The 22,886-nt window shown below is 53.8% G+C and carries 26 protein-coding genes; 10 read left to right on the forward strand and 16 right to left on the reverse strand.

What is annotated here, in order from left to right; all coding sequences use genetic code 11:
- Nucleotides 1–263: 263 nt before the first annotated feature.
- A complete protein-coding gene (locus DFO56_RS17420) occupies nucleotides 264–743 on the reverse strand; it encodes a hypothetical protein (RefSeq protein WP_233500414.1) in 480 nt (159 codons plus the stop codon).
- 436 nt (nucleotides 744–1,179) lie between these two features.
- Here DFO56_RS17420 and DFO56_RS17425 point away from each other — a divergent pair, with 436 nt between their 5' ends.
- The 4 genes from DFO56_RS17425 (at nucleotide 1,180) to fucR (ending at nucleotide 4,505) form a co-directional block, all read left to right on the forward strand.
- Nucleotides 1,180–1,737: a thioredoxin domain-containing protein gene (locus DFO56_RS17425; RefSeq protein ID WP_020455243.1), complete on the forward strand. Its 558-nt coding sequence runs from the start codon at nucleotides 1,180–1,182 to the stop codon at nucleotides 1,735–1,737.
- Nucleotides 1,738–1,803: 66 nt separating this feature from the next.
- Nucleotides 1,804–2,667 carry a glutathione-dependent disulfide-bond oxidoreductase gene (gene yghU, locus DFO56_RS17430; RefSeq protein WP_020455244.1) on the forward strand — a complete coding sequence of 288 codons (864 nt, stop codon included), beginning with the start codon at nucleotides 1,804–1,806 and terminating at the stop codon, nucleotides 2,665–2,667.
- A gap of 132 nt (nucleotides 2,668–2,799) precedes the next feature.
- The gene (locus DFO56_RS17435; RefSeq protein WP_045512155.1) at nucleotides 2,800–3,786 is read left to right on the forward strand and encodes a sensor domain-containing diguanylate cyclase; all 987 of its coding nucleotides are present in this window, start codon (nucleotides 2,800–2,802) and stop codon (nucleotides 3,784–3,786) included.
- Nucleotides 3,783–4,505 carry an L-fucose operon activator gene (fucR, locus tag DFO56_RS17440; protein ID WP_045512152.1) on the forward strand — a complete coding sequence of 241 codons (723 nt, stop codon included), beginning with the start codon at nucleotides 3,783–3,785 and terminating at the stop codon, nucleotides 4,503–4,505. Before DFO56_RS17435 ends, fucR begins: the two co-directional genes overlap by 4 nt.
- On the opposite strand, the gene hybG is transcribed toward fucR, so the two are convergent.
- From hybG to yghX, 11 genes are all read right to left on the reverse strand, one after another.
- Nucleotides 4,496–4,750: a hydrogenase maturation factor HybG gene (gene hybG, locus DFO56_RS17445; RefSeq protein WP_017457498.1), complete on the reverse strand. Its 255-nt coding sequence runs from the start codon at nucleotides 4,748–4,750 to the stop codon at nucleotides 4,496–4,498. The two genes, fucR and hybG, sit on opposite strands and share 10 nt — an antisense overlap.
- A 7-nt stretch (nucleotides 4,751–4,757) precedes the next feature.
- On the reverse strand, nucleotides 4,758–5,096 hold the full coding sequence (hypA, locus tag DFO56_RS17450) for a hydrogenase maturation nickel metallochaperone HypA (RefSeq protein ID WP_045512150.1): 339 nt from the start codon (nucleotides 5,094–5,096) through the stop codon (nucleotides 4,758–4,760).
- Nucleotides 5,089–5,568, reverse strand: coding sequence for a hydrogenase-2 assembly chaperone (gene hybE / locus DFO56_RS17455; RefSeq protein WP_045512147.1), 480 nt, complete (start codon nucleotides 5,566–5,568; stop codon nucleotides 5,089–5,091). Before hybE ends, hypA begins: the two co-directional genes overlap by 8 nt.
- The gene (locus DFO56_RS17460) at nucleotides 5,558–6,055 is read right to left on the reverse strand and encodes a HyaD/HybD family hydrogenase maturation endopeptidase (RefSeq protein WP_045512143.1); all 498 of its coding nucleotides are present in this window, start codon (nucleotides 6,053–6,055) and stop codon (nucleotides 5,558–5,560) included. Before DFO56_RS17460 ends, hybE begins: the two co-directional genes overlap by 11 nt.
- The gene (hybC, locus tag DFO56_RS17465) at nucleotides 6,055–7,758 is read right to left on the reverse strand and encodes a hydrogenase 2 large subunit (RefSeq protein WP_045512141.1); all 1,704 of its coding nucleotides are present in this window, start codon (nucleotides 7,756–7,758) and stop codon (nucleotides 6,055–6,057) included. The genes DFO56_RS17460 and hybC overlap by 1 nt, the downstream gene beginning before the upstream one ends.
- On the reverse strand, nucleotides 7,755–8,927 hold the full coding sequence (hybB, locus tag DFO56_RS17470) for a Ni/Fe-hydrogenase cytochrome b subunit (RefSeq protein WP_020455251.1): 1,173 nt from the start codon (nucleotides 8,925–8,927) through the stop codon (nucleotides 7,755–7,757). The genes hybC and hybB overlap by 4 nt, the downstream gene beginning before the upstream one ends.
- Nucleotides 8,917–9,894: a hydrogenase 2 operon protein HybA gene (gene hybA / locus DFO56_RS17475; RefSeq protein WP_020455252.1), complete on the reverse strand. Its 978-nt coding sequence runs from the start codon at nucleotides 9,892–9,894 to the stop codon at nucleotides 8,917–8,919. Before hybA ends, hybB begins: the two co-directional genes overlap by 11 nt.
- 2 nt (nucleotides 9,895–9,896) lie before the next feature.
- Entirely contained in the window at nucleotides 9,897–11,015 is a 1,119-nt protein-coding gene (gene hybO / locus DFO56_RS17480; RefSeq protein WP_045512138.1) for a hydrogenase 2 small subunit, read from the reverse strand.
- A gap of 240 nt (nucleotides 11,016–11,255) precedes the next feature.
- A complete protein-coding gene (locus DFO56_RS17485; protein WP_025263833.1) occupies nucleotides 11,256–11,543 on the reverse strand; it encodes a DUF2623 family protein in 288 nt (95 codons plus the stop codon).
- A gap of 68 nt (nucleotides 11,544–11,611) precedes the next feature.
- Nucleotides 11,612–13,261 (reverse strand): methyl-accepting chemotaxis protein, encoded by a 1,650-nt coding sequence (locus tag DFO56_RS17490; protein WP_045512135.1) that lies wholly within the window; start codon nucleotides 13,259–13,261, stop codon nucleotides 11,612–11,614.
- 992 nt (nucleotides 13,262–14,253) lie between these two features.
- Nucleotides 14,254–15,141 carry a YghX family hydrolase gene (yghX, locus tag DFO56_RS17495; protein ID WP_045512131.1) on the reverse strand — a complete coding sequence of 296 codons (888 nt, stop codon included), beginning with the start codon at nucleotides 15,139–15,141 and terminating at the stop codon, nucleotides 14,254–14,256.
- A gap of 166 nt (nucleotides 15,142–15,307) precedes the next feature.
- Here yghX and DFO56_RS17500 point away from each other — a divergent pair, with 166 nt between their 5' ends.
- Nucleotides 15,308–16,348, forward strand: a complete 1,041-nt coding sequence (locus DFO56_RS17500) for an aldo/keto reductase (RefSeq protein WP_045512128.1) — start codon at nucleotides 15,308–15,310, stop codon at nucleotides 16,346–16,348.
- Nucleotides 16,349–16,389: 41 nt separating this feature from the next.
- Here DFO56_RS17500 and DFO56_RS17505 read toward each other — a convergent pair whose 3' ends face one another.
- Together DFO56_RS17505 and DFO56_RS17510 are read right to left on the reverse strand one after the other, a co-directional pair.
- Nucleotides 16,390–16,884 (reverse strand): TIGR00645 family protein, encoded by a 495-nt coding sequence (locus tag DFO56_RS17505; protein ID WP_017457486.1) that lies wholly within the window; start codon nucleotides 16,882–16,884, stop codon nucleotides 16,390–16,392.
- 87 nt (nucleotides 16,885–16,971) lie between these two features.
- Complete coding sequence (locus DFO56_RS17510) at nucleotides 16,972–17,478, reverse strand: ESA_00282 family adhesion-associated protein (protein WP_017457485.1); 507 nt, start codon at nucleotides 17,476–17,478, stop codon at nucleotides 16,972–16,974.
- A 102-nt stretch (nucleotides 17,479–17,580) separates the two neighbouring features.
- On the opposite strand from DFO56_RS17510, the gene DFO56_RS17515 reads away from it, so the two are divergent.
- The 3 genes from DFO56_RS17515 (at nucleotide 17,581) to DFO56_RS17525 (ending at nucleotide 19,434) form a co-directional block, all read left to right on the forward strand.
- Complete coding sequence (locus tag DFO56_RS17515) at nucleotides 17,581–17,985, forward strand: hypothetical protein (RefSeq protein WP_020455259.1); 405 nt, start codon at nucleotides 17,581–17,583, stop codon at nucleotides 17,983–17,985.
- Nucleotides 17,978–18,421, forward strand: coding sequence for a hypothetical protein (locus DFO56_RS17520; RefSeq protein ID WP_045512126.1), 444 nt, complete (start codon nucleotides 17,978–17,980; stop codon nucleotides 18,419–18,421). The genes DFO56_RS17515 and DFO56_RS17520 overlap by 8 nt, the downstream gene beginning before the upstream one ends.
- A gap of 116 nt (nucleotides 18,422–18,537) precedes the next feature.
- Entirely contained in the window at nucleotides 18,538–19,434 is an 897-nt protein-coding gene (locus DFO56_RS17525) for an SDR family oxidoreductase (RefSeq protein WP_020455261.1), read from the forward strand.
- Nucleotides 19,435–19,483: 49 nt separating this feature from the next.
- Here the strand turns inward: DFO56_RS17525 and exbD are convergent, their stop codons facing one another.
- Nucleotides 19,484–19,909 (reverse strand): TonB system transport protein ExbD, encoded by a 426-nt coding sequence (gene exbD / locus DFO56_RS17530; protein WP_045512123.1) that lies wholly within the window; start codon nucleotides 19,907–19,909, stop codon nucleotides 19,484–19,486.
- A 6-nt stretch (nucleotides 19,910–19,915) separates the two neighbouring features.
- Nucleotides 19,916–20,647 carry a tol-pal system-associated acyl-CoA thioesterase gene (exbB, locus tag DFO56_RS17535; RefSeq protein WP_044489488.1) on the reverse strand — a complete coding sequence of 244 codons (732 nt, stop codon included), beginning with the start codon at nucleotides 20,645–20,647 and terminating at the stop codon, nucleotides 19,916–19,918.
- A gap of 251 nt (nucleotides 20,648–20,898) precedes the next feature.
- Between exbB and metC the strand changes: the two genes are divergently transcribed.
- Entirely contained in the window at nucleotides 20,899–22,086 is a 1,188-nt protein-coding gene (gene metC / locus DFO56_RS17540) for a cystathionine beta-lyase (RefSeq protein WP_045512121.1), read from the forward strand.
- Between the two features lie 116 nt (nucleotides 22,087–22,202).
- Nucleotides 22,203–22,862: a DedA family protein gene (locus tag DFO56_RS17545; protein ID WP_020455265.1), complete on the forward strand. Its 660-nt coding sequence runs from the start codon at nucleotides 22,203–22,205 to the stop codon at nucleotides 22,860–22,862.
- The last annotated feature ends 24 nt before the right edge of the window (nucleotides 22,863–22,886 follow it).

The following is a 22,886-nucleotide window of genomic DNA, read 5'->3' on the forward strand; positions in this document are numbered from 1 at the left end:
CAGGCGGTACATTGCGTTTTATTCATGCCCAATAAAACGCAAACAAGCCGATATCCTCAGCCATTATTTTGCTGAAAATATATCGTGCTATTTTTGCCTTAAGCCAAATAGATGACTGAGGCTATTCTATTTTCCGGTCAGCGAATGCGTAATATAAGATATATTTAATCAACAACCGCTAAATATAAGGTCCAGATATAGATACCGGATTTCTACCGCTAACGTTAATGCCCCTGAAATAAGACAGGTTTTACGGGAGATCTTTATTGCATATCCGTCGGTTCAGATTCGCCCGCCGTTATCTGCTCTTGCTGCACGACCGCTTTCGCGTCCTGTTTGTGCTGTTCAGCCACGCGTTTCTCTTTCTGTAACTGCGCGGTGGCTAACTCTTGTTGCGTTACTTTTTTACCCGAAAACGCATCAACCATTTCCGTTCTGCCGTCCGGATATTTAACAATGGTCACCAGCCGTCCGCCGAATTGCGGAATACCGGTCATCGCCAGTGAATAATCAATTTCATGATTTTCCACCTTTTTCTTTTCCTGAACCTGCTGCTCGGCTTTTATCTCGTTGCTGTGTTTGTGCTTTTCTGCGCGGCTGGAGAGCGTCACTTTGGTGCTCTCATCATGCGAAGCGCTATTTGCCGCGCCGTTATCCGTATGAGCCGCCGATTTATGGTTTGTGTTTTCTTTTGTTGTGGCAAGGTGCGGGCTTGCCTGAATCGCCTGAATCTCCTGCATCATTATCTCCGCTATCAATGACCAGATATTCCGCCAAATGACTCTGCCTGAGCCGAAAAAAAGATCCTCATAACGATTATCGACAGGCAAAAGAAACAGATTAATAACAAATAGCGCTGAAGCTGGATGATTTACATACAAAAATTAAATAAGCACGCGATATTTAATAAAACAATAATTTTACTTAAATCAGTTGGATATTAAAAAATATACGTTAAGTCAGGGCATATAATTAAAAGCAGAAGCGCCGCCCATTTTTATCACTAAATTTTAACAAACGAATGTCCATGTCAGCGCGCAACGTTTTAACACCCGCATCGGCAAAATAACGCAACCGCTTTACTGCTTAACCGCATCGGCGGCAAAGCGACTTTCCCCTGCCTGCGGCATGCTGCTACTCTTTGAAACGCGAAAAAATATAAAATATCAGGAGTGAAAAATGAGCCAACAACCGCTACATGCCGCCCCGCTCAGTTGGGGTCACGGCCCACGCACGTTCGAGGTATTTATCGAACCTACTTGCCCTTTTTCTGTACGCGCGTTTAACAAACTGGACGCGCTGCTTCAACAGGTCGGCGAGGATAACGTCACGGTAAAAATCCGCCTGCAATCACAGCCGTGGCACCTGTTTTCCGGTGTGATTATCCGCTGCATCCTCGCGGCCTCAACGCTTGCGGACGGCAAAAACGCCGCGCGTAAAGTGTTGCAAGCGGTTGCCGATCATCGCGAAGAGTTTGAATTTACCGACCACTGCAGCGGCCCGAATATGCACGCCACGCCCCAGCAAATTATTGAACGCATCGAACAGTACAGCGGGGTGAAGCTGGCAGAGGCTTTTGCCCGCCCGGAACTGCAAACCGAGATCAAATGGCACAGCAAATACGCGCGCCAGAATGGCATTCATGTTTCGCCAACCTTTATGGTCAACGGGCTGGTGCAGGCCGACCTCGGTAGCGGCGACGATATCAACGTCTGGGCGCAGCGTATTCTCGCCTGAGGCGACTGCTACACTGCTTTGCAGGCGCTTAACTTCTTCAACACATCAACGAAAAGGCAGGCCAAAATGTCAGACAACTATCAGCCCCCCAAAGTCTGGACGTGGGATAAATCCGGCGGCGGCGCGTTTGCCAATATCAACCGCCCGGTTTCCGGCCCAACGCATGACAAAACATTGCCGGTCGGCAAACACCCGTTACAGCTCTATTCGCTCGGTACGCCGAACGGCCAGAAAGTGACTATCATGCTGGAAGAGTTACTGGCGAAAGGCGTCAGTGCCGCAGAGTACGACGCGTGGCTGATTCGCATCGGTGAAGGCGATCAATTCTCCAGCGGTTTTGTCGAGGTTAACCCGAACTCCAAAATCCCGGCGCTGCGCGACCACAGCACTACACCGCCGACGCGGGTGTTCGAATCCGGCGCGATCCTGCTCTATCTGGCGGAAAAATTCGGTCACTTCCTGCCAAAAGATCCGGCAAAACGCACTGAAACGCTGAACTGGCTGTTCTGGCTGCAAGGTTCCGCACCTTTCCTCGGCGGCGGTTTTGGCCACTTCTATAACTATGCGCCGGTGAAGATCGAGTACGCGATCAACCGCTTTACCATGGAAGCCAAACGCCAACTGGACGTGCTGGATAAGCAACTGGCACAGCACACATTTGTAGCCGGGGATGAGTACACCATCGCCGATATGGCCATCTGGCCGTGGTACGGCAACGTGGTGCTGGGCAATGTCTATAACGCGGCGGAATTCCTCGACGCGGGCAGCTACCAAAACGTCCAGCGCTGGGCGAAAGCGATTGCAGAGCGCCCGGCGGTGAAACGTGGGCGCATGGTTAACCGCACCTTCGGCGAGCCGAGTGAGCAACTGCACGAGCGCCACGACGCCAGCGATTTCGACACGCAAACTGAAGATAAACGCAACGCCTGATCTTGCCCACCGGGCGGCATTCCGCCCGGTTTCTCCCGCCTTTCTCCACACCTTCTGCTCTTTTTTTCACACCATATTTACATAACAGAAATAACTCGTAAGAATGCCTTTTATTTACCCGTAGCCCGCCAAATGTCTGAAAACGCGCTAAAACAGCAGATCCAGAATCTGAAGAAGCACAACGCCCGGCTGGTGCGGATCGCGCGCGATGCGCGCAATAAACTCAGCGCCGCGCTCGACGGCACCGGACTCTGTTTGTGGCAACTGGATGTGCCAAGCGGCAAGCTCATCATCTTTAACCGCCGCTGGGGAGCGATGCTTGGCTATCAACCCAAAGCACTGAGCGCCCATTTTGATGTCTGGCGTGAACACCTGCATGAAGATGACCGGCAACGGGTGCTGGATGCGTTTTATGACCATTTGCACGGCAAAACCCCGTTTTACGAAGCGTTGCACCGCATGCAGCATAAAAATGGCACCGTGACCTGGGTGCTCGATCGCGGTCGCGTCACCGACCGGGACGCCAGCGGCGCGCCGCTGAAAGTGACCGGCACGCACATTGATATGACCAAAGAGAAGCAGTACGAAGAGCAACTGGCTCTGCTTGCAAACCACGATCCGCTGACCGGCCTCGCGAACCGCCACGCACTGTTGCAACACTTCGCTGAACTCAATCTCGCCGGGCCGCTGTGTGTGGCATTTATCGATCTCGATGATTTCAAAGCGGTAAACGATACGTTTGGTCACCGCAGCGGCGATGAGTTGCTGATCCAGCTCAGCCAGCGCCTGCGTGCTTCCTGTCCGGAGGGAACCGTCATCGGGCGGCTTGGCGGCGATGAATTTGTTCTGTTGCTGCCCTTTGCGCTCAACAGCCTGCTGATTAACAGCACAGCGCATAGCTGTTTGCGTGCCATTCTCAGCCCCTTCGAGCTGGATAATGGCGAGGCGTCGGTAGGCGCATCGATAGGCATTGATGAAGTGCAAGCCGGGGATGATTTTGTTAATGCGCTGATGCGTGCCGATCGCGCGATGTATCACATTAAGCACACCGGTAAAAACGGCGCGGCTATCGGCAAAATCCTGATTTCGCTCTCGCCACGGCATGAGGAAACGCCATGAAGCACGCGCGCCAGCAAGCGATTCTGCAGCTTCTCACCAGCCAGCACAGCATCACAACCCAGGCGCTGGCGGCGCAGCTGAATGTCAGTATTGAAACCATTCGCCGCGATCTCAACGCGCTGCAAACGGCGGGGAAAATTGTGCGTCGCCACGGTCTGGCGCGTACATTGCACGCAGCATCGCATGATGGCGGGGAACCGTTTCGCACCCGGCTAAAAAGCCATTATGCGGATAAAGCCGACATCGCCCGCCACGCACTGAACTGGATAGAAGCCGGGATGACGCTGGCGCTGGATGCCAGCTCTACCTGTTTTCATCTGGCGCGGCAGTTACCGGATATCCCGTTGACGGTGCTGACTAACAGTCTGCCGGTGTGCCAGGAGATGGCGCGCCGCGAACAGATTGAACTTATCTGCTCGGGTGGCCGTCTGGCGCGCACGGAGCGCTGCTATGTGAACCCGGCTCTCGCAAGCCTTCTGAAATCGCTGGAGATTGATCTGTTTATCTTCTCCTGCGAAGGCGTGGATGCGCGCGGCGATATGTGGGATTCCACCCGCCACAATGCGGCGTTCAAAGCCCAGCTGTTACGCCGGGCGCAGCAATCATTGCTGTTGATTGATAAGAGTAAATTCTATCGCGCCAGCGAAGCGAAGATCGGCAATCTGGCGCAGGTCACGCAGATGGTGACCGACGCGAACATCGACGCGCTTCAGCGCTGAGGGGCAAACGCTTCGATCTCCATGTTGCGCAACGCTTCCAGCGTCGCCAGCGCTTCGTGTTCATCAATCACGCTCATCGCGAAACCGACATGCACCAGCACCCATTGTCCCAGCAATTCACGCGGTGAATCCTCGCACACCAGCGCGATATTGACGTCGCGGCGCACGCCGCACACATCCACCTGCGCCAGTTGATGAAAATCGTCGCCAACGGCCACCACCTGCCCCGGTACGCCTATACACATCGTTGCTTTACTCCACTTCGATACTTTTGATCTGCACGCCGTCGCTGCGCTCAATATGCAGCGTCGGGCAGTGGCAGAGCGGGCATTCATCGTGCCGCTCGGCTTCCACTGTCTGGCTGCAATTCCAGCACCAGGCCTGCGCCGGTTTATGGAGGATATGCAATGTGCAACCCTGCGCCAGCGTTTCGCGGCAGGCGATATCAAAACCAAACCGCAGCGCGCTCTCTTCCACACAAGCCAGCGCGCCCACTTCCAGCCATACGCCCGTCACGCGCCGCGCGCCGTTTTGCCGCGCCTGCTGTTCAATGATCTCCACCGCGTTCTGGCACAGGGATAACTCATGCATGCGCTTTGTCCCGTAGCCCTTGCAGTAACGCGCGACGGCTTAGCGCGGCATCGGTGACCGGCAACGAAAGCGCCATTTTCAGGCAGTTATCGGCAAGCGTGATGCCAGCATCAACAGACAATCCCCGATCGAGCGGCGACATCAGCGAGCAGCTCAGGTATTGCCCCAATGCGGGTAATTCGCCGACGGTAAAGGTCATTTCGCCATAGGGCAATCGCAGCCCCAGCCGCTGGCTCACCGGGCGGCGAGGCCAGCACTGCTGCGGGCCGGGGTAGATTTGCAGACTCAGCATCCACGGTGTCAGCACACAGCCCAGCCACTGCTCTTCAAAGCGGGTAAACGGCGTGACATACACCGGCATGGTTGCATGGACAAACGGCAGACCCTGCATCTCCTGCTCGGCTATCGCCATAAAAGCCGCCTGCACTTCGCAGTGCGGCGAAACGTCGAACCCCATCACCTCATCCTGCATGTTCAGTCTCCCGTAAAACAGGCTCCACGCCGGATTCACGCAGCGCCGCCAGCACCGCCTGTAGCGCGGTGTCCAGGCTCGCCGCCACCACCGGTGTCATGCCGATATGTGGCTCCAGCGAGGATGGAATAACGCCAATCAGCGTCAGTTTTTTCGGAAACTCGTCGGTGAAACGCAGCGCCGACAGCACATCCGATAGCCCCAACTGGTGCGGCGAAATTTTATTGCTGAACAGCGTTGGCACGTCGTCATCGCGCAGGCAAATTACTGTACCCGGCTCGCTTTTGCGGCTGACCACCGCATCGGCGATGATCAGATGATCGCGGTTAGCCATCGCCTCAAGCAGCTCCATACCCGCAGTGCCGCCGTCCAGCACCTCGACATGCGCGGGCAGGTGGTAACGCTGCTCAAGCGCTTCCACCACCCGCACGCCTATCGCTTCATCGGTGAGCAAAATGTTGCCCACGCCTAACACTAAAATCGACATCACAGCACCTTCACCGCGACAACATCGTTGCCGTCGGCATCCACCACGTGGACCGCGCACGACATACACGGATCGAACGAGTGAACGGTGCGCACCACTTCCAGCGGTTTTTGCGGATCGGCAATTGGCGTTCCCACCAGTGACAGCTCGTATGGTCCGGCGTCGTCGTTGAAGTTGCGCGGACCGGCGTTCCAGGTTGACGGCACTACCGCCTGGTAGTTATCGATTTTGCCGTCTTTGATAACGATCCAGTGGGAGAGCATGCCGCGCGGCGCTTCAAGGAAGCCGACGCCTTTAAACTCGCCGCTGGTCGGGATTTCCGTATGGGCGATAGTTTGCACATCGCCTTTGCCGATATTGTCTATCAATGCCTGATACTGCTGCTGCAAGACCTGATGTAACTCGCAGGCATGAACCGTGCGGCCGATAATGCGCCCCAGCGTGGAGTGCAGTTGCTCCACCGCCACCGTTTTACCGGTGAGTTTCTGGTAAATGGCGGTGATATCGTGCAATTTCTCCGTCGTTGCCGGGTGTTTCGCTGCCAGCTTGCAGAGCATATTGGCGAGCGGCCCCACTTCGACCGTTTTGCCGTAAAAGGTGGGCGATTTAACCCAGGAGTATTTGCCCTCTTCCTGCCAGCCGGTGTACTGCGGCAGCGTGGTGCCCTGCCACGGCTCCTGTGGCGCCTCGTCTTTATACCAGGCATGTTTCGCGCTCTCCTGAATGCCTTTAATCAGGAAAGGATCGGTGTGGGTGTTGATTTCACGGTAGGTCGCAAGATCGGCATTTTCAATGTAGCCACCAGCAAACAGGAAGCTGCCGTTGTTGGCATCGGTGGGGAATTCCGGCGTGCTCAGGTAGTTCACCGCGCCTTTACCGAGCGTGAGCCATTCCGGGTAAAACGCCGCAATCACCGCCGTGTCGACTTTATAAACCTGCTCGATAAACCCTTCCAGCTTGTCGATAAACGACTTGAGATACATCAGGCGTTCAAGGTTCAGCACTTCGATGCCATCAAGATTGATCGGGTTGGCAACCCCGCCCACCGCCAGGTTCTGAATGTGCGGCGATTTACCGCCGAGCAGCGCGACAATGCGGTTAGCGTCGCGCTGACACTCCAGCGCTTGCAGGTAGTGCGCGACGGCAATCAGGTTCACTTCCGGCGGCAACTTCATTGCCGGGTGGCCCCAGTAGCCGTTGGCAAAAATGCCCAGTTGGCCGCTGGCGACCAGCGCTTTGATCTTCTCCTGCACCGCTTTGAAGTCGTTTTCACTGTTAAGCGGCCAGTCGGAAAGCCCCTGTAACAGCGCGGCGGCTTTCGCCGGATCGGCATTCAGCGCGCTGGTGATATCGACCCAATCGAGCGCCGAAAGCTGATAGAAATGGACGATATGATCGTGAATCGAGTGGGCGGCCAGAATGATGTTGCGGATGTACTGGGCGTTGCGCGGCACCTTCACCTCCAGCGCGCTTTCTACCGCCCGCACCGAGGCAATGGCGTGGATCGTCGTACAAACGCCGCAAATGCGCTGCATGATGATCCATGCGTCGCGCGGGTCGCGGTTTTTGACAATCTCTTCCATCCCGCGCCACATGGTTCCTGACGACCAGGCCTTTGATACAACGCCGTTTTCAATTTCGCAATCAATGCGTAAATGACCCTCAATACGGGTAACCGGATCAATGGTGATACGTTGACTCATGCTTTACTCGCCTCATGTCGCGCAGATGTTTTTAACGGAGGAATAATCGGCAACAGACGTATCAGTAAGATGTACGCACAGACTTCAATTGCCACAAAACCGATGGAAATCAATAACTCTTCCGCTGTCGGGAAGTAGTGGTAGCCGTTGCCAGGATTAAAGGCCAACAGCGAATAAGAGAGCCGCCACAGCGCACAGCCGAGCAGCATGCTCAACGCGCCAAGGAACAAAAAGCGGGAATCACGGCGCAAACGCGGCGCGCGCAGGATCAGCAGCGGCAAGGCCAGCAGCGCCATTTCCAGCCAGAACATCAGGCTGTAAAAATCACCGGCAAAGGCGTAATGCCATTTGTCACGCCACGTGATCTCTCCCAACCGCAGCACCAGGAACAGCGCTAACAGCACGCTCAGGATGTTAATCAGTTTGCTAAACAGGCGTTTTTCATCCGGCCCGTTGCCGCGCAGGCTGGCCTGCATTAATGAGCCTTCGAAAATGACAATCGAAAAACCCATAATAAACGCGGTCAGCAGCGAGAAAACCGGCAACATTTCATAGCTCTGCCACAGCGGGTAAACCTTATATCCGGCGGCAATCATTAACGAGCCCATCGACGACTGGTGCATGGTCGGCAGCAGCGCGCCAAGTGCGATAATGAAAAACATCACTTTATTGAGACGGCGCAGCGAAACCTTCCAGCCAAGCCTTTCCAGCAGCGCCGGGGCGAACTCCAGCGCCATCACGCCGATGTAAATCGTCATACAGACCGCGGTTTCAAACAGCACTGAATTGACGTTGAAATGGCCGGGAATATAGAAGTAAGGCAGATTCCAGTAACGTCCGACATCGATGGTAATGGACAAGCCGCCCAGCGAATAACCGAACAGGCTGCACAACAGCGCCGGGCGCACCAGCGGGTGATAATCGCCCCGGTTAAAGACATACACCGCCCACGCCAACGCCCAGCCGCCACAGGCAAAGCCAGTGCCGATCAGCAAATCAAACGCGATCCAGATCCCCCACGGATAACCACCGTTCAGATCCGAGACCGATCCGAGCCCGAAGATCAAACGCTTGAGGATAAAGATCGCGCACAGCACGATCAGCGGGGCGAACAGCAGCACCGGTTTACTCAGCAGTTTGCCGCCCATCGCTTGTGGATCATGACTCATGATCGCCTCCGTCATGGTTGTCCCGCGTATTGCGGCGTACCAGTGCAGTCAGCCCAACCAGCACGGCGAGCGGCAACATCATGCCTTTGTAGACCGTATGTTGAACATGCTCAGAGCGTGCGCCGGTTGCCAGGTCGTCCAGCTCCGGCAACCCCAGCTCCTGATAAGGAACCCCGGTCAACACCAGCACCTGCGTGCCGCCGCCCTCTTTCTCGCCGTACAGATGCGGGTAGTAGCTGGGCACGTTATGCACGTAGGTGTCGTTGGTGTTCAATGTCTGGCGCGGGTAGCGGTACTCAGAGCCGGGTTTCATCGCGAGACGTTTTTTGGCTTCGGCGAGCAGTTCTTCGCGCGTGCCGAAAATCACCGCGCCCGCCGGGCACACTTCCACACACCCGGGCAGCTCGCCGTTATCCAGCCGCGCCACGTCTTTCTGGTTGCAGAGCTCGCACTTATGCAGCGCGCCGAAGGGGTTGTTGTAGTCATACTTCGGCACATCGAACGGACAGGCGACCATGCAGTAGCGGCAGCCGGTACAGACGCTGGCGTCGTAGTGAACGATGCCGGTTTTGGCGTCTTTTTTCAGCGCCTGCACCGGGCAGACGGAAACACAGTTGGCATCCACGCAGTGCATGCACTGCTTTTTGATATAGGCATAACCGTCGCGCAGCTGGTCTTTGTTCTCGCCGCTGCCGCTGTGCCAGACCTGAATAATGTTATTGGTATAAGGCGAAAGTTTGTCGTTATTCGACCAGGTTTGCTCGCCCTGAGGGTTACGCTGCGGCGTGTTAATTTCCTGGCAACGCGTCACACAGGCCTGACAACCGACACAGAGCGTGGAGTCGTACAACATCCCCAGCGCGCCGGGGATCGGCGGGCGGTTTTGCGCGGCGGCAAAACTCGCGGACGATCCCCCCACCAGCAGCGCCCCGCCGGACGCCACTTTGAGAAAATCACGTCTGTTCACGGCTAGCCTCCCTGTGAATCCGTGTCGTTTTTCTTCTGCTGGCGACCCAGTTCACGCACGGTCATCACACCGACGCCCGCCACCAGGCCGACGACGCCACCCAGCAAACCGACTGCGCTTGCCGACACGGTGCCGCCCTCTTTCAGGTTGACGTCTGGTTTCGCGGCGCGCGGCGTAGGGTTATCCACATGCGCAAGCTGGGAGATGCCTTTGTGAAAGCCAACCCCTTCTTCGTTACAGCCGTAGCACGGGTGACCAATGGCAACGGGCCAGACACCGCCCACATCGCAAAACTGCAACGTTGAGCAGTTGCCCCAGGTTTCCGGGCCTTTGCAACCTAAGTGGTACAAGCACCAGCCTTCGCGATGCCCCTGATCGCCGTACGCTTTCGCAAAGCGCCCGGCGTCAAAATGCGGTCGACGTTCGCAGTGCTCGTGAATTAAGCGTCCGTAGGCAAAGCGGGGACGGTTTTTGGCGTCAAGCGCCGGAGGTTTGCCGAAGGTGATGATATGCGCCACCGTGGCAAGGAAGTTTTGTGGGTTCGGCGGACAGCCGGGAATGTTGATCACCGTTTTGCCAGGCAGCACCTCTTGCAGGCTGACGGCACCGGTCGGGTTAACGCCCGCCGCCGCCACGCCGCCCCAGGCGGCGCAGGAGCCAATAGCGATAATCGCCGCCGCGTTTTCTGCCGCTTTACGTATATGATCGACAATCGGTTCGCCGGCGACCATGCAGTAAACCCCGCCGTCTTTCATCGGAATCGAGCCATCGACCACCAACACGTACTGGCCTTTATACTGCTCCAGCGCCCGGTGTTTATTCTCTTCAACCTGGTGACCAAACGCGGCAGAAAGCACTTCGTGGTATTCCAGCGAAATGGTTTCCAGCACAAGGTTTTCTACGGTGGGGTGCGTCGCGCGAAGCAGTGATTCAGTACAGCCTGTGCACTCCTGCGCGCCAATCCAGATAACGGGTGGACGCTGAGGGTGACTGACAGCTTCGGCCATTTCGGCAGCGGCTTTACCGCTTAACCCCATGGTCGCCGCCAGTGCAGCACACAGTTTCATAAAATCACGACGGCTCACGCCATGAGACGCAAATTGTTGGTTCTCTCCTGCCATTTATTGTTATCCCTTAGCCTGGACTAGGATTATTCTCCACCCATTTGGCAGATGAATGCTGCGATCGCCCCGACAAATAATCACATAAAAAACAAGGGTATTATGCAAAAAGGCGGAGAGTGTTGCAGTAGTCACAGAAAAATGAGGGGCTTAGGAGCACAAAACGGCAAAAAAATGAAAGTCACCCTCGACAAAAGTGACCTTCACAAAAGAGAACTACATTTTGAGCAAAGCTTATTTTTAGATTTCGAGACGGTAACCCGCCATAAAAAATCGGATCACAGTGCTGGAGTGGCTCTCGCGAAAGAAATCCATCACCATGTCCTTATCCAGCCCGTAGCGACGCGTAAGAATGCCTGCTTCCCACGCGCTGAGTTGACGATCGCCGGTTTTTTCAAACATACGATGCGAAAACCCGAGTACAAAACCACGCTTATAGTCCGGGCAGAAATGCGCCACGTTACTGGCGCTGTCCGCCTGCGCCGCATTCAGCCCGGCCATCAAGCCTTTACCAAAATGGTTGTCCATCGTTATCACCTCCACAATCGCTATATAAAAAATTATATATCGATCTTCCGTGGCGGCGATAGCGCTGATTAAAACGCGACCCACTCATCCGAAGAGGTTGATGCTTTACGCGATCCTCCGCGTGATAAATCCGGTTTTACCAGCGCGGTGGCCGCAGGTTTCTGCTGCTCTTCACTGGAAAGGCGGAACTGCTGAACGGAACGCTGCAACTCTTCGGTCTGGCGCTCCAGCGCGGCGGCGGCGGCGGAAATCTCTTCCACCAGCGCGGCGTTCTGCTGCGTTACGCTGTCCATCTGGGTAATCGCCACGCCCACCTGAGAGATACCTTTGCTCTGTTCATCCGTCGCAGAAGCGATCTCTTTCATAATGGTGGTCACCTCTCTCACCGAACGCAGAATGCTTTCCATGGTGGTGCCGGTGTCATTGACCAGTTTCGCGCCTTTCTCCACGCGGGAAACGGAATCCGCGATCAGCGTTTCGATCTCTTTCGCTGCGCCGGCACTGCGGCTGGCGAGATTACGCACCTCACCCGCAACCACTGCGAAACCACGACCTTGCTCACCCGCACGCGCGGCTTCCACGGCGGCGTTAAGCGCAAGAATGTTGGTCTGGAAGGCGATGCTGTTAATCACGTTGGTGATTTCGGCGATTTTCTTCGAGCTGTCGGAGATGCCGTCCATCGTGCTGATCACTTCTTTTACCAGCGCGCCGCCTTTGCTGGCGGTGGTCGACGCCACTTCAGCCAGTTCGCTTGCCTGGTTGGCGTTATCCGCGTTCAGTTTTACCGTTGAGGTCAGCTCTTCCATGCTGGCAGCGGTTTGTTCCAGTGCGGCGGCCTGCTCTTCCGTGCGGGAAGAGAGATCGTTATTACCGGTAGAGATCTCGGACGCGCCACGCCAGATATTCTCGCTGCCGTGGCGGATGCTGCTCACCGCTTCGCGCAGGCTATCCTGCATTGCTAACAGCAGCGGGATCACCTGCCCCACGCAGTTGCGCCCCATATCTTCCAGCGGCTGGCTGAGATCGCCCTGCGCCATCAAACGGAAGTGCGCGCGAATGCGGTTCAGCGGTTTCACCAGCATGGCGACCAGATAGCGGTCGGTGAACAGCAGGATCAGCAAGCCAATCACCATCGCAGTAATAATCGCGACGCGCGTGGTGCTGGTGCGCGCATCGACCATCACGCGTGTTTCATCGAGGCTGCTGCTGGCCGCTTTATTAAAACTTTCTGTCGCCGTACCAAAGCTGCGGCTCAAACCCGGCGTAACATTATTAGCCTGCTGGCGGTATGCGTCTGGCGTACCTTGCTGCGCCAGCTGCATCTGCGGAGTTACCCCTTGATCCAGCAGCGCCTGCCAGGCGGCAATCACTTGTTCAGATACTTTGGGATCCATCGGGCCTGGCGATACGGCTTTAAACTCCGTCAATTTACGCGACATGGTATCCAGCGCCTGTTTCACCGGTGCCATATCTGGCGAGCCACCCGCAGCTTTGGCTTCCATCACACGGCTAAGACGAGTAACAAATCGGAAGTACTGATCATTACCCTGGCTAAGAAGGGTCATTTGCGTCACCAGCTGGCGATCAACGTCATTGCCATCAGCGACTTTTGACAGAGAAAAAACACTATATAAGCCGACGCCAGACCACAGCACGCCGAAGATCCCGAGGATCACCAGCATCACGGCTCGTATAGTAAAGTTACGAAGCATATTCATAATATTGTCCTTGCGGTAATGGTGCTTTCTCGCCTGCGGGCGAGAGTTATCTCCATTTATCGGCAAGGTGCGGAAAATATTAAATGTCTGGCTAAAAATTTTTGTATGAGAACAGCGTTGACCTTTTCTCCTTCTTCTGCCGCTTGAGTCGCCGCTAAAACGCTTATTCTGCTAACTTTACTTCAGCATGAATTTTGTTAACAGCATTGCAATGCCGCTTATAAAAAAGCGCATAACCAGCTAATAATAAAAGACATTTCTTTTGATAAATCTATTATCAAAAGAACCACAAATATCACAAATGCGGAAACATTCAATTATTAAAACGCCGTGCCAAAAAATTAAAAACCACAATTATCAAATAATTTCATCAGCGGATGACGATATTAAAAAAGCGATTGAACAGAGCGATAATAGTTATTATCACCGTTTGAAAAACACCGATAAATATCACTAATCATTGGGCAGAAAAGTCAAAAAAATAAGAGTTAAGTAACCTTTAAACACCTGTGAAGTGATGTTAAAAAAGATGTTTTTTTACGCAACACAACCCGATAGTCAGGCAGCTAACGGTGCAGGGTGAAAGGGTAAAACCCAGTCATATAGCGCTCTGTAAAGGTACGGCACCTTACGCACTTTGCCATGCCCTGCGTTAGCCGTTGGGACAAAACCTCTACAGAAGGTTATTTTTGTATACATTGATAAATATTATGAATAGCCCGCAACGATTTATGTCATGCCGATTTTTTAGCCGCTTTCCCAGGAATTTTCGCAGAAAGAACGGAAGCCTAACGTAAATTAAAGACGCGATTTTGCCTGCCAGTAAAAGCCAGAAAACCAAAGGCATTGCGTTAATTATCGGTTCTTCTGCATTTACGACGTAAAAACCTGGTAAGTATGGCTTATGCCGTTAACTCACACAGATAAATAAACCCAATACGACATATTCATCTTTTTTATGTTTTCCGGCATCCCTGCCAGTGCAGTAGCCGCTAGGTGAGATACTTTTTGAACCAATCGAGGGTGCGTTGCCAGGCCAATTCGGCAGCGGTTTTATCGTATCGGGGCGTCGAATCGTTGTGAAAACCGTGGTTAACGCCGGGATAAATCCACGCTTCGTAAACTTTTTGCCTGGCCTTTAACGCCTGTTCATAGGCCGGCCAGCCGTCGTTGATGTTCTTGTCCAGCGCCGCGTAATGCAGCAACAGCGGCGCGTTGATTTTCGCCACATCCGCCGCTGGAGGCTGTCGGCCATAAAAAGGCACCGCGCACGCCAGTTCGGGGTAAGCCACCGCCGCTGCGTTTGACACGCCGCCGCCATAGCAAAAACCGGTGATCCCCACTTTGCCCGTCGCCTGCGGATGCTTTTGCATAAACTCAATGGCGGCAAAAAAATCATTCATCAGCTTTGTCGGGTCAACTTTCTGCTGCAATGCGCGACCTTCATCATCGTTACCGGGATAGCCGCCCACAGAACTTAAACCATCCGGTGCCAGCGCTATATAGCCTGCTTTGGCGACGCGGCGAGCCACATCTTCGATATACGGGTTCAGCCCGCGATTTTCATGCACCACCACCACTGCCGGCACGTTGCCCTGCGTTTTTGTCGGTTTGACCAGGTAGCCACGCACATCGCCATGCCCGTTTGGCGACGGATAAGTGATGTATTCAGGATGAATGTCCGGATCGGTAAATTCTACTTGCGTTGCCAGCGCGTAGTTCGGTTTCAAGAGATTGAACAGCGCCAGCGCCGTCATGCCGCCCACCGCATATTTGCCCGCCAGTTGTAAAAACTCTCGCTTATTGATCTTGCCGTGTGCGTAGTAGTCGTAGTAATCGAGCAACTCCTGCGGAAAATCTTTCGCCGTTAAACGCGTCATCGGTTATCTCCCCCTTTTTATGCCTCTCTAAGCAAAGCATAGCGCTCCGCTTTTCGCTCAAAAAACATCCAGACACAACCTCATCTTTTGATGTGCAGAAAACAGACGTAAGATAGAAACGTTGTTTCGAATTTTCATCGATAAGATTAAAAAGAAAGGAGACATCATGCCTGGCTTCGCCAACCCGAATCGCTACGAACAGATGCAGTACCGATATTGCGGCAAAAGCGGCCTACAACTGCCCGCGCTTTCGCTCGGTTTGTGGCACAGTTTTGGTCACGGGCACGCCCTGGACTCACAGCGCGCCTTACTGCGAAAAGCATTTTCCCTCGGCATTACCCACTTTGATTTAGCCAATAACTACGGGCCGCCAGCCGGCAGCGCGGAGGAAAATTTTGGCCGCTTGCTGCGTGAGGATTTTGCCGCATACCGCGACGAAATCATTATCTCCACCAAAGCCGGTTACGATATGTGGCCAGGTCCGTACGGTTCCGGCGGTTCACGTAAGTACCTGCTCGCCAGCCTCGACCAGAGCCTGAAGCGGATGGGCGTTGAGTACGTTGATATCTTTTATTCGCATCGGGTTGATGAAAAAACGCCAATGGAAGAGACGGCATCTGCGCTGGCGCAGGCGGTACAGAGCGGTAAAGCGCTGTATGTCGGCATCTCTTCCTATTCCACTGAGCGTACACAACAAATGGCAGCCCTGCTGCGCGAGTGGAAAATCCCGCTGCTTATCCATCAGCCCTCTTACAACCTGCTGAACCGCTGGGTGGATAAAACCGGCCTGCTGGATACGCTGGAAGATAATGGCGTGGGTTGCATCGCCTTTACCCCGCTGGCACAAGGGCTGCTGACCGGCAAATACCTGAACGGCATTCCGGAAGGGTCACGTATGCAGCGTGAAGGCAAAAAAGTGCGTGGTCTGACGGAGAAAATGCTGACAGAGAGCAACCTCAACAGCTTGCGCTTACTCAATGACATGGCGCAGCGCCGTGGTCAGTCGATGGCGCAAATGGCGCTGAGCTGGCTGTTAAAAGATGCGCGGGTCACGTCGGTGCTGATTGGCGCAAGCCGTCCGGAACAGCTGGAAGAGAACGTTCAGGCGTTGAACAACCTGAGTTTTAGTCGCGAGGAGTTAGCGCAAATCGACAAGCACGTTGCCGATGGCGAGCTGAATCTGTGGCAGGCTTCTTCAGATAAGTAAAACGGTAATGCCGGGCGGCAGAACGCGGCCCGGCAATGAACTCAGTGTTGGTGGCGGGTTAATCGGTCCAGGTAGCCCATCACAAAAGCGGAAAGTACAAACGTCAGGTGGATAATCACATACCACATCAGTTTGTTATCCGGGACATTTTTAGCATCCATAAACACGCGCAGCAGATGAATCGACGAAATGGCAACAATCGACGCCGCCACTTTGTTTTTCAGCGATGTGGCGTCCATTTTGCCAAGCCAGTTCAACTTCTCTTTATGCTCGGCGATATCGAGCTGCGAAACGAAATTTTCATAGCCGGAAAACATCACCATCACCAGCAAACCACCCACCAGCGTCATATCCACCAGCGACAGCAGTGTCAGGATCAAATCCGCTTCCGCCAGATTGAAGATATTGGGCAGGACGTGAAAAATCTCCTGGAAGAATTTTACCGTCAGCGCAAGCAGGGCGAGGGAGAGGCCGAAATAAACCGGGGCGAGCAACCAGCGCGAAGCGTACATTGCGTTTTCCAGAAAGCGTTCCATGTTGCGTAAAGTCTCTTCAGATTGCTAAACCGGCGTTCAGTATATCCCAGCCAGGCAAACAATTTGCAACACTAAAGCAACACGGCGCTACACCTCTTCGGGATTGACCCAGGGACGTTGGTTCTCTGGCCATACCAGCACGACCAGCGCGGGATACGCTTCCATACTGAATTCACGAAAACACTGGCGCAGGTTGAGCACATCCAGATCCGAATGCGGTACTTTTTCACCATTTACGCAGCGCTTTTTTATATTGTCGTAATACTTATACACCGCTGAATTGAGATCGCTGCAGCGACGCTGCGCTTCAAATAACCCAGGCGTACTATTTAATTCCGCCATATTCATGCGCTTAATTGTCGCATGAAGAAAATCTATATATTCATGATTAACGCGCCAGTACCACACTGGAGTAATCGCATTCATTAACGCGGAGAAATGATCTTCCCCCTCCTCTTTTGACAACGGTTGCGGTGGTAAAGGCGGATTGTCAATTTCACTAAGGGGAGCTTTTTTATTGTACTCACGCATCAATAAAAGAACGCCGCCCGTCAGCAGCAATAAAGCAATAACAGAATAAAAAATACTGTTCATGAGCAGGCTCCTTTTTTTTGATTTTAAAAGTGCGCCATGATATTGTCAACGAACCTCACGCCTGAACACCCTCTTCCCTGTTGATATTAAAGGACATTGGAAATGCTTCCCGAGAATCTTGTCCCGGCACGATTTCACATTTCTGCCGTTGAAACCAAGCCTGGAGAAGAAGGAAAAGAGCCTAATTTAACTCAGGGTAAAAGAACACTCGCTGAACATGCTAACGATATATTAGCGAATGCCAACCGTACCGGGCAGTCGAGAAATATGCTGCTGGAAGAACGCGACCGCCATATAAAAGAGCGGCTATTGCGTGTGGTAAAAATCGAGACCTTCGCGCGTTTACTTAATGATTTACAAGCGGAAGGCGAGATAGATGCCCAAACATTAAGCCAAATAATTGCGGATAAAACTCAGCAAATAAATGAAGCAGGTAATGAGATTTGGCTTAACCTCATTACCCGAGAAAAAGATACGCCAATGTTTTATAAGTTCGGGGATGAATAACGTGAACGAGGTCGATAATAATAACGTTTATTTAGCTTTGGAAGAGAAAAAAAGCGATGAATTTATCTTAAAGCAAAATAAAGAAGCCCTGATATTAAGTAAAAACGAGACTATTCAGCGAATCGCGCATGAACTGGTTTCTATTCCTGCGGCGCTGGTGCGCCTGAAATGGCAGAACCGTCGCGACATTTATCCGCTGCAGGTGAAAGAAGAGATTTATGGTGCGGTGATCGACGCCATCATCGCGCAAAAACCAGAGTTACGGGACAAAATCATGGGTCGCCTGGAGGCGAACTATCAGTACATTCTGAGCCGCGAAACCGCGACGTTACGCCTGAGTCGCAAACTAAGCGATGGCGAATTCCGCACCTCGAATGTAACGACCGTGGCACTGGAAGAAGAAGCGGCGGCAAAGCGATCCGCTAACACAAAATAGCCCTTTACCTTTCCCTCGCTTGTACACCTTTGCCTCAAGATAATCCTGAATTAGTCTGCATTTTCAGCTCAGGCTTCTAACCTTAAGTACTCAACAACCGATATGGAGGGTACGTAATGGCGAATAACCAGACGAAAATGCAGGATCCCACCACGCAGTATTACACTGGCGAATACCCGAAACAGCGGCAACCAACGCCAGGCGTACAGTCGAAGATGGATCCCGTTCCCGACTGCGGCGAGAACAGCTACGTCGGTAGCGGGCGGCTAAAAGATCGCAAAGCGCTGGTGACCGGCGGCGATTCGGGCATTGGTCGCGCGGCGGCTATTGCCTATGCGCGAGAAGGCGCAGATGTCGCCATCAACTATTTGCCTGCGGAAGAGGAAGACGCGCAGCAGGTGAAGGCGCAAATCGAAGCCGCCGGGCGCAAAGCGGTGTTAATTCCCGGTGACCTGACCGATGAGTCTTTTGCCCGCTCTTTGCCGCACAAGGCAAAAGAGCAGCTTGGCGGGCTGGATATCCTGGCGCTGGTGGCAGGTAAACAGACTGCTGTGGAAGAGATTGCCAACCTGACAACGGAGCAATTTACCCAAACCTACACCGTTAACGTTTTTGCACTGTTCTGGATCACCCAGGAAGCCGTGCCGCTGCTGCCACCGGGCGGGAGCATCATCACCACCTCGTCTATTCAGGCGTATCAACCGAGCACGCATTTGCTGGATTACGCCTCAACCAAGGCGGCAATCCTCAATTACAGCCGGGGACTGGCGAAGCAGGTCGCGGAAAAAGGGATTCGGGTTAACATCGTAGCCCCGGGGCCAATCTGGACAGCGCTGCAAATTGCCGGGGGTCAGCCGCAGGAGAAACTGCCGCAGTTTGGCCAACAAACGCCAATGAAGCGTGCCGGCCAGCCTGCGGAACTGGCACCGATTTATGTCTATCTGGCGAGCCAGGAATCAAGCTACGTTACCGCCGAAGTGCATGGCGTGACGGGCGGCGAGCACCTTGGATAACAGGCATAAAAAAAGCTGGCATCCGCCAGCTTTTTTGTTGTGTTAGGCATTACTTCGCTTTCGCAACTTCCTCACCCACCAGACCGATCTTCAGATATCCCGCCTGATGCAGCGTATCCATCACCTTCATCATTGTTTCGTAATCCACGGTTTTATCCGCGCGGAAGAAGATGGTGGTGTCTTTTTTACCTTCGGTTAGCGTATTCAGCGCGTTAACCATCGTTTCATCGGTAACCTGATTGTTACCAATAAACATGGTGTTATCTGCTTTTACCGACAGGTAAACAGATTTTTCCGGGCGCGGTTGCGGCTGGCTGGTCGATGCCGGCAGGTTAACTTTTACATCAACCGTGGCAAGCGGCGCGGCCACCATAAAGATAATCAGCAGCACTAACATCACGTCGATAAACGGCGTGACGTTGATTTCGTGCATTTCGCCGTTATCGTCCAGGTTTTCATTAAGACGCATTGCCATGACGAATCAACCTACTCGTAATTTTTGCGCGGTGCGAACCGGCTGAGCGTTGCTGGCGGCCAGATCCAGATCGCGGCTTTGCAGCAGCAGAACCTGCGCGGCAACATCGCCAAGGATCGCTTTATAGCTGCCGATCATACGGGCGAAGATGTTGTAAATCACCACCGCCGGGATAGCTGCAACCAGGCCGATAGCCGTTGCCAGCAGCGCTTCCGCGATGCCCGGCGCGACAACCGCCAGGTTGGTGGTTTGCGTCTGCGCAATGCCGATGAAGCTGTTCATGATGCCCCAGACGGTACCAAACAGACCAATAAACGGCGAGATCGCGCCAATCGTTGCCAGATAGCCATTCCCGCGCCCCATATGGCGACCGGTGGCGGCAACGCGACGTTCCAGACGAAAACCGGTGCGCTCTTTAATGCCTTCGTTATCTTCGCTGCCAGCAGATAACTCCAGTTCGTTCTGGGCTTCGTTGATTAACATTGTGCTCAGGCTGCGGGCGTGGAAAGCGGAAGCAATTTCACTCGCCTGATCCAGAGAGCGGGCTTCAGCCAACTGCTGCTGCTCACGCTTGAGGCGGCGCTTGTGCGAAATCATCTCAACACTTTTGCTGAAGAAAAGCGCCCACGTGACGACCGACGCCAGAATCAGGCCGATCATCACCACCTTCACAACGATGTCGGCATGCTGGTACATGCCCCACACGGATAGATCCGTCTGCATCAAATTATTACCCACAGTGTATCTCCGAGACGCAAATCACAAAATCTGTGCGCCATGATATCAAAAAGTCGTCGAATTGATAGTAGTTCTCATTAGTATTTGCAGAGTGCCTGAATTAAAAGTCATTTTCTTTGCGCTTACGCAGTAAACAGACACCATTGAACATTTTCTGGAAAAAATTCACTCACCGGCATAACACTGCGAGGCATCCGCCAACAATCATGGTAGTCTGGACATCCAGACGTATAAAAACAGGTTGAGCGAGAATGACAGCAAAGCATCTTGATACCGCTCTGATTAACGCAGGGCGCAGCAAAAAATACACGCAAGGGTCGGTGAATAGCGTCATCCAGCGCGCCTCTTCACTGGTATTCGACACCGTTGAAGCCAAAAAACACGCGACGCGTAACCGAGCCAACGGCGAGCTGTTTTACGGGCGTCGCGGCACGCTCACGCACTTTTCGCTGCAAGACGCGATGTGCGAACTGGAAGGCGGCGCGGGCTGCGCGCTTTTCCCCTGCGGCGCGGCGGCGGTGGCAAACACCATTCTGGCGTTTGTTGAACAAGGTGATCATGTGTTGATGACCAATACCGCTTATGAACCCAGCCAGGATTTTTGCACCAAAATTCTCACCAAACTGGGTGTCACCACCAGTTGGTTCGACCCGATGATCGGCTCCAGCATCGTGCGGCTGATTCAGCCGAACACCAAAGTGGTGTTCCTGGAATCTCCCGGCTCAATCACCATGGAAGTCCACGATATTCCGGCGATTGTGCAGGCGGTGCGAAGCGTTGCGCCAGACGCCATCATTATGATCGACAATACCTGGGCGGCGGGCGTGCTGTTCAAGGCGCTGGAATTCGATATTGATATCTCCATTCAGGCAGCGACCAAATACCTGATTGGCCACTCCGACGGCATGATTGGTACGGCGGTGTCCAACGCCCGTTGTTGGGAACAACTGCGCGAAAACGCCTATTTGATGGGGCAAATGGTGGATGCCGACACGGCGTATATGACCAGCCGTGGCCTGCGTACGCTGGGCGTTCGTCTGCGTCAGCACCACGAAAGCAGCCTGAAAATTGCCGAATGGCTGGCGGCACATCCGCAGGTGGCGCGCGTGAATCACCCGGCGCTTCCCGGCAGTAAAGGCTACGAGTACTGGAAGCGGGATTTTAGCGGCAGCAGCGGCTTGTTTTCGTTTGTGCTCAATAAACGTCTGAACAATGAAGAGTTAGCGAACTACCTCGACCACTTCTCGCTGTTCAGCATGGCGTATTCGTGGGGCGGTTACGAGTCGTTGATACTCGCCAATCAGCCGGAGCAACTGGCAGCGATTCGCCCGGACGGCGAAGTGGATTTCACCGGCACATTAATCCGAGTGCACATTGGTTTAGAGAATGTTGACGATCTGATTGAGGATTTAGTGGCGGGCTTCCAGCGCATCGTGTAAACCTGGCTTACGGGCGTAAGTATTCAGAAAATTCTCGTTTCTTGCGCCCCCGATCAAGGTGTTTCAGGCGAACTGGAGTACAATAGCCTCCTCTACGCGGTTCCACGGGAAAGTCCATGGCTGTTATTCAAGATATTATTGCTGCGCTCTGGCATCACGACTTTGCTGCGCTGGCAAATCCACATGTTGTGGGTGTTGTTTATTTAGTAATGTTTGCCACCCTCTTTTTAGAAAACGGCCTGCTTCCTGCTTCGTTTTTACCCGGTGACAGTTTGCTGCTGCTGGCTGGTGCGCTGATTGCGCGCGGCTGCATGGATTTCGTCGCGACGTTAGCCATCCTCACTTCCGCCGCCAGTCTCGGCTGTTGGCTGAGCTATATCCAGGGTAAGTGGCTCGGGAATACGCGCGTGGTGAAAAGCTGGCTATCGCAGTTACCGGTGAAATATCACGAGCGGGCGACCTATATGTTTGACCGTCACGGTCTGCTGGCACTGCTGGCGGGGCGTTTCCTGGCCTTTATCCGCACTCTGCTGCCGACGATGGCGGGCATCTCCGGCCTCTCTAACCGCCGTTTCCAGTTATTTAACTGGCTCAGCGGGCTGCTGTGGGTCGGCGCGGTGACCTCGCTGGGCTACGCCATCAGCATGATCCCGTTTGTGAAGCGTCATGAAGATCAGGTCATGACGTTCCTGATGCTGCTGCCGGTGTTCCTGCTGGTGGTCGGCCTGGTTGGCGCCGTCACGGTAGTGCTGAAGAAAAAGTACTGCAACGCGTAACGCGTTTCCCCTCTTCGCCATGAA

Origin of the sequence: Kosakonia sp. AG348, from assembly GCF_003337365.1 — a bacterium.
Classification (GTDB): Bacteria; Pseudomonadota; Gammaproteobacteria; order Enterobacterales; family Enterobacteriaceae; genus Kosakonia.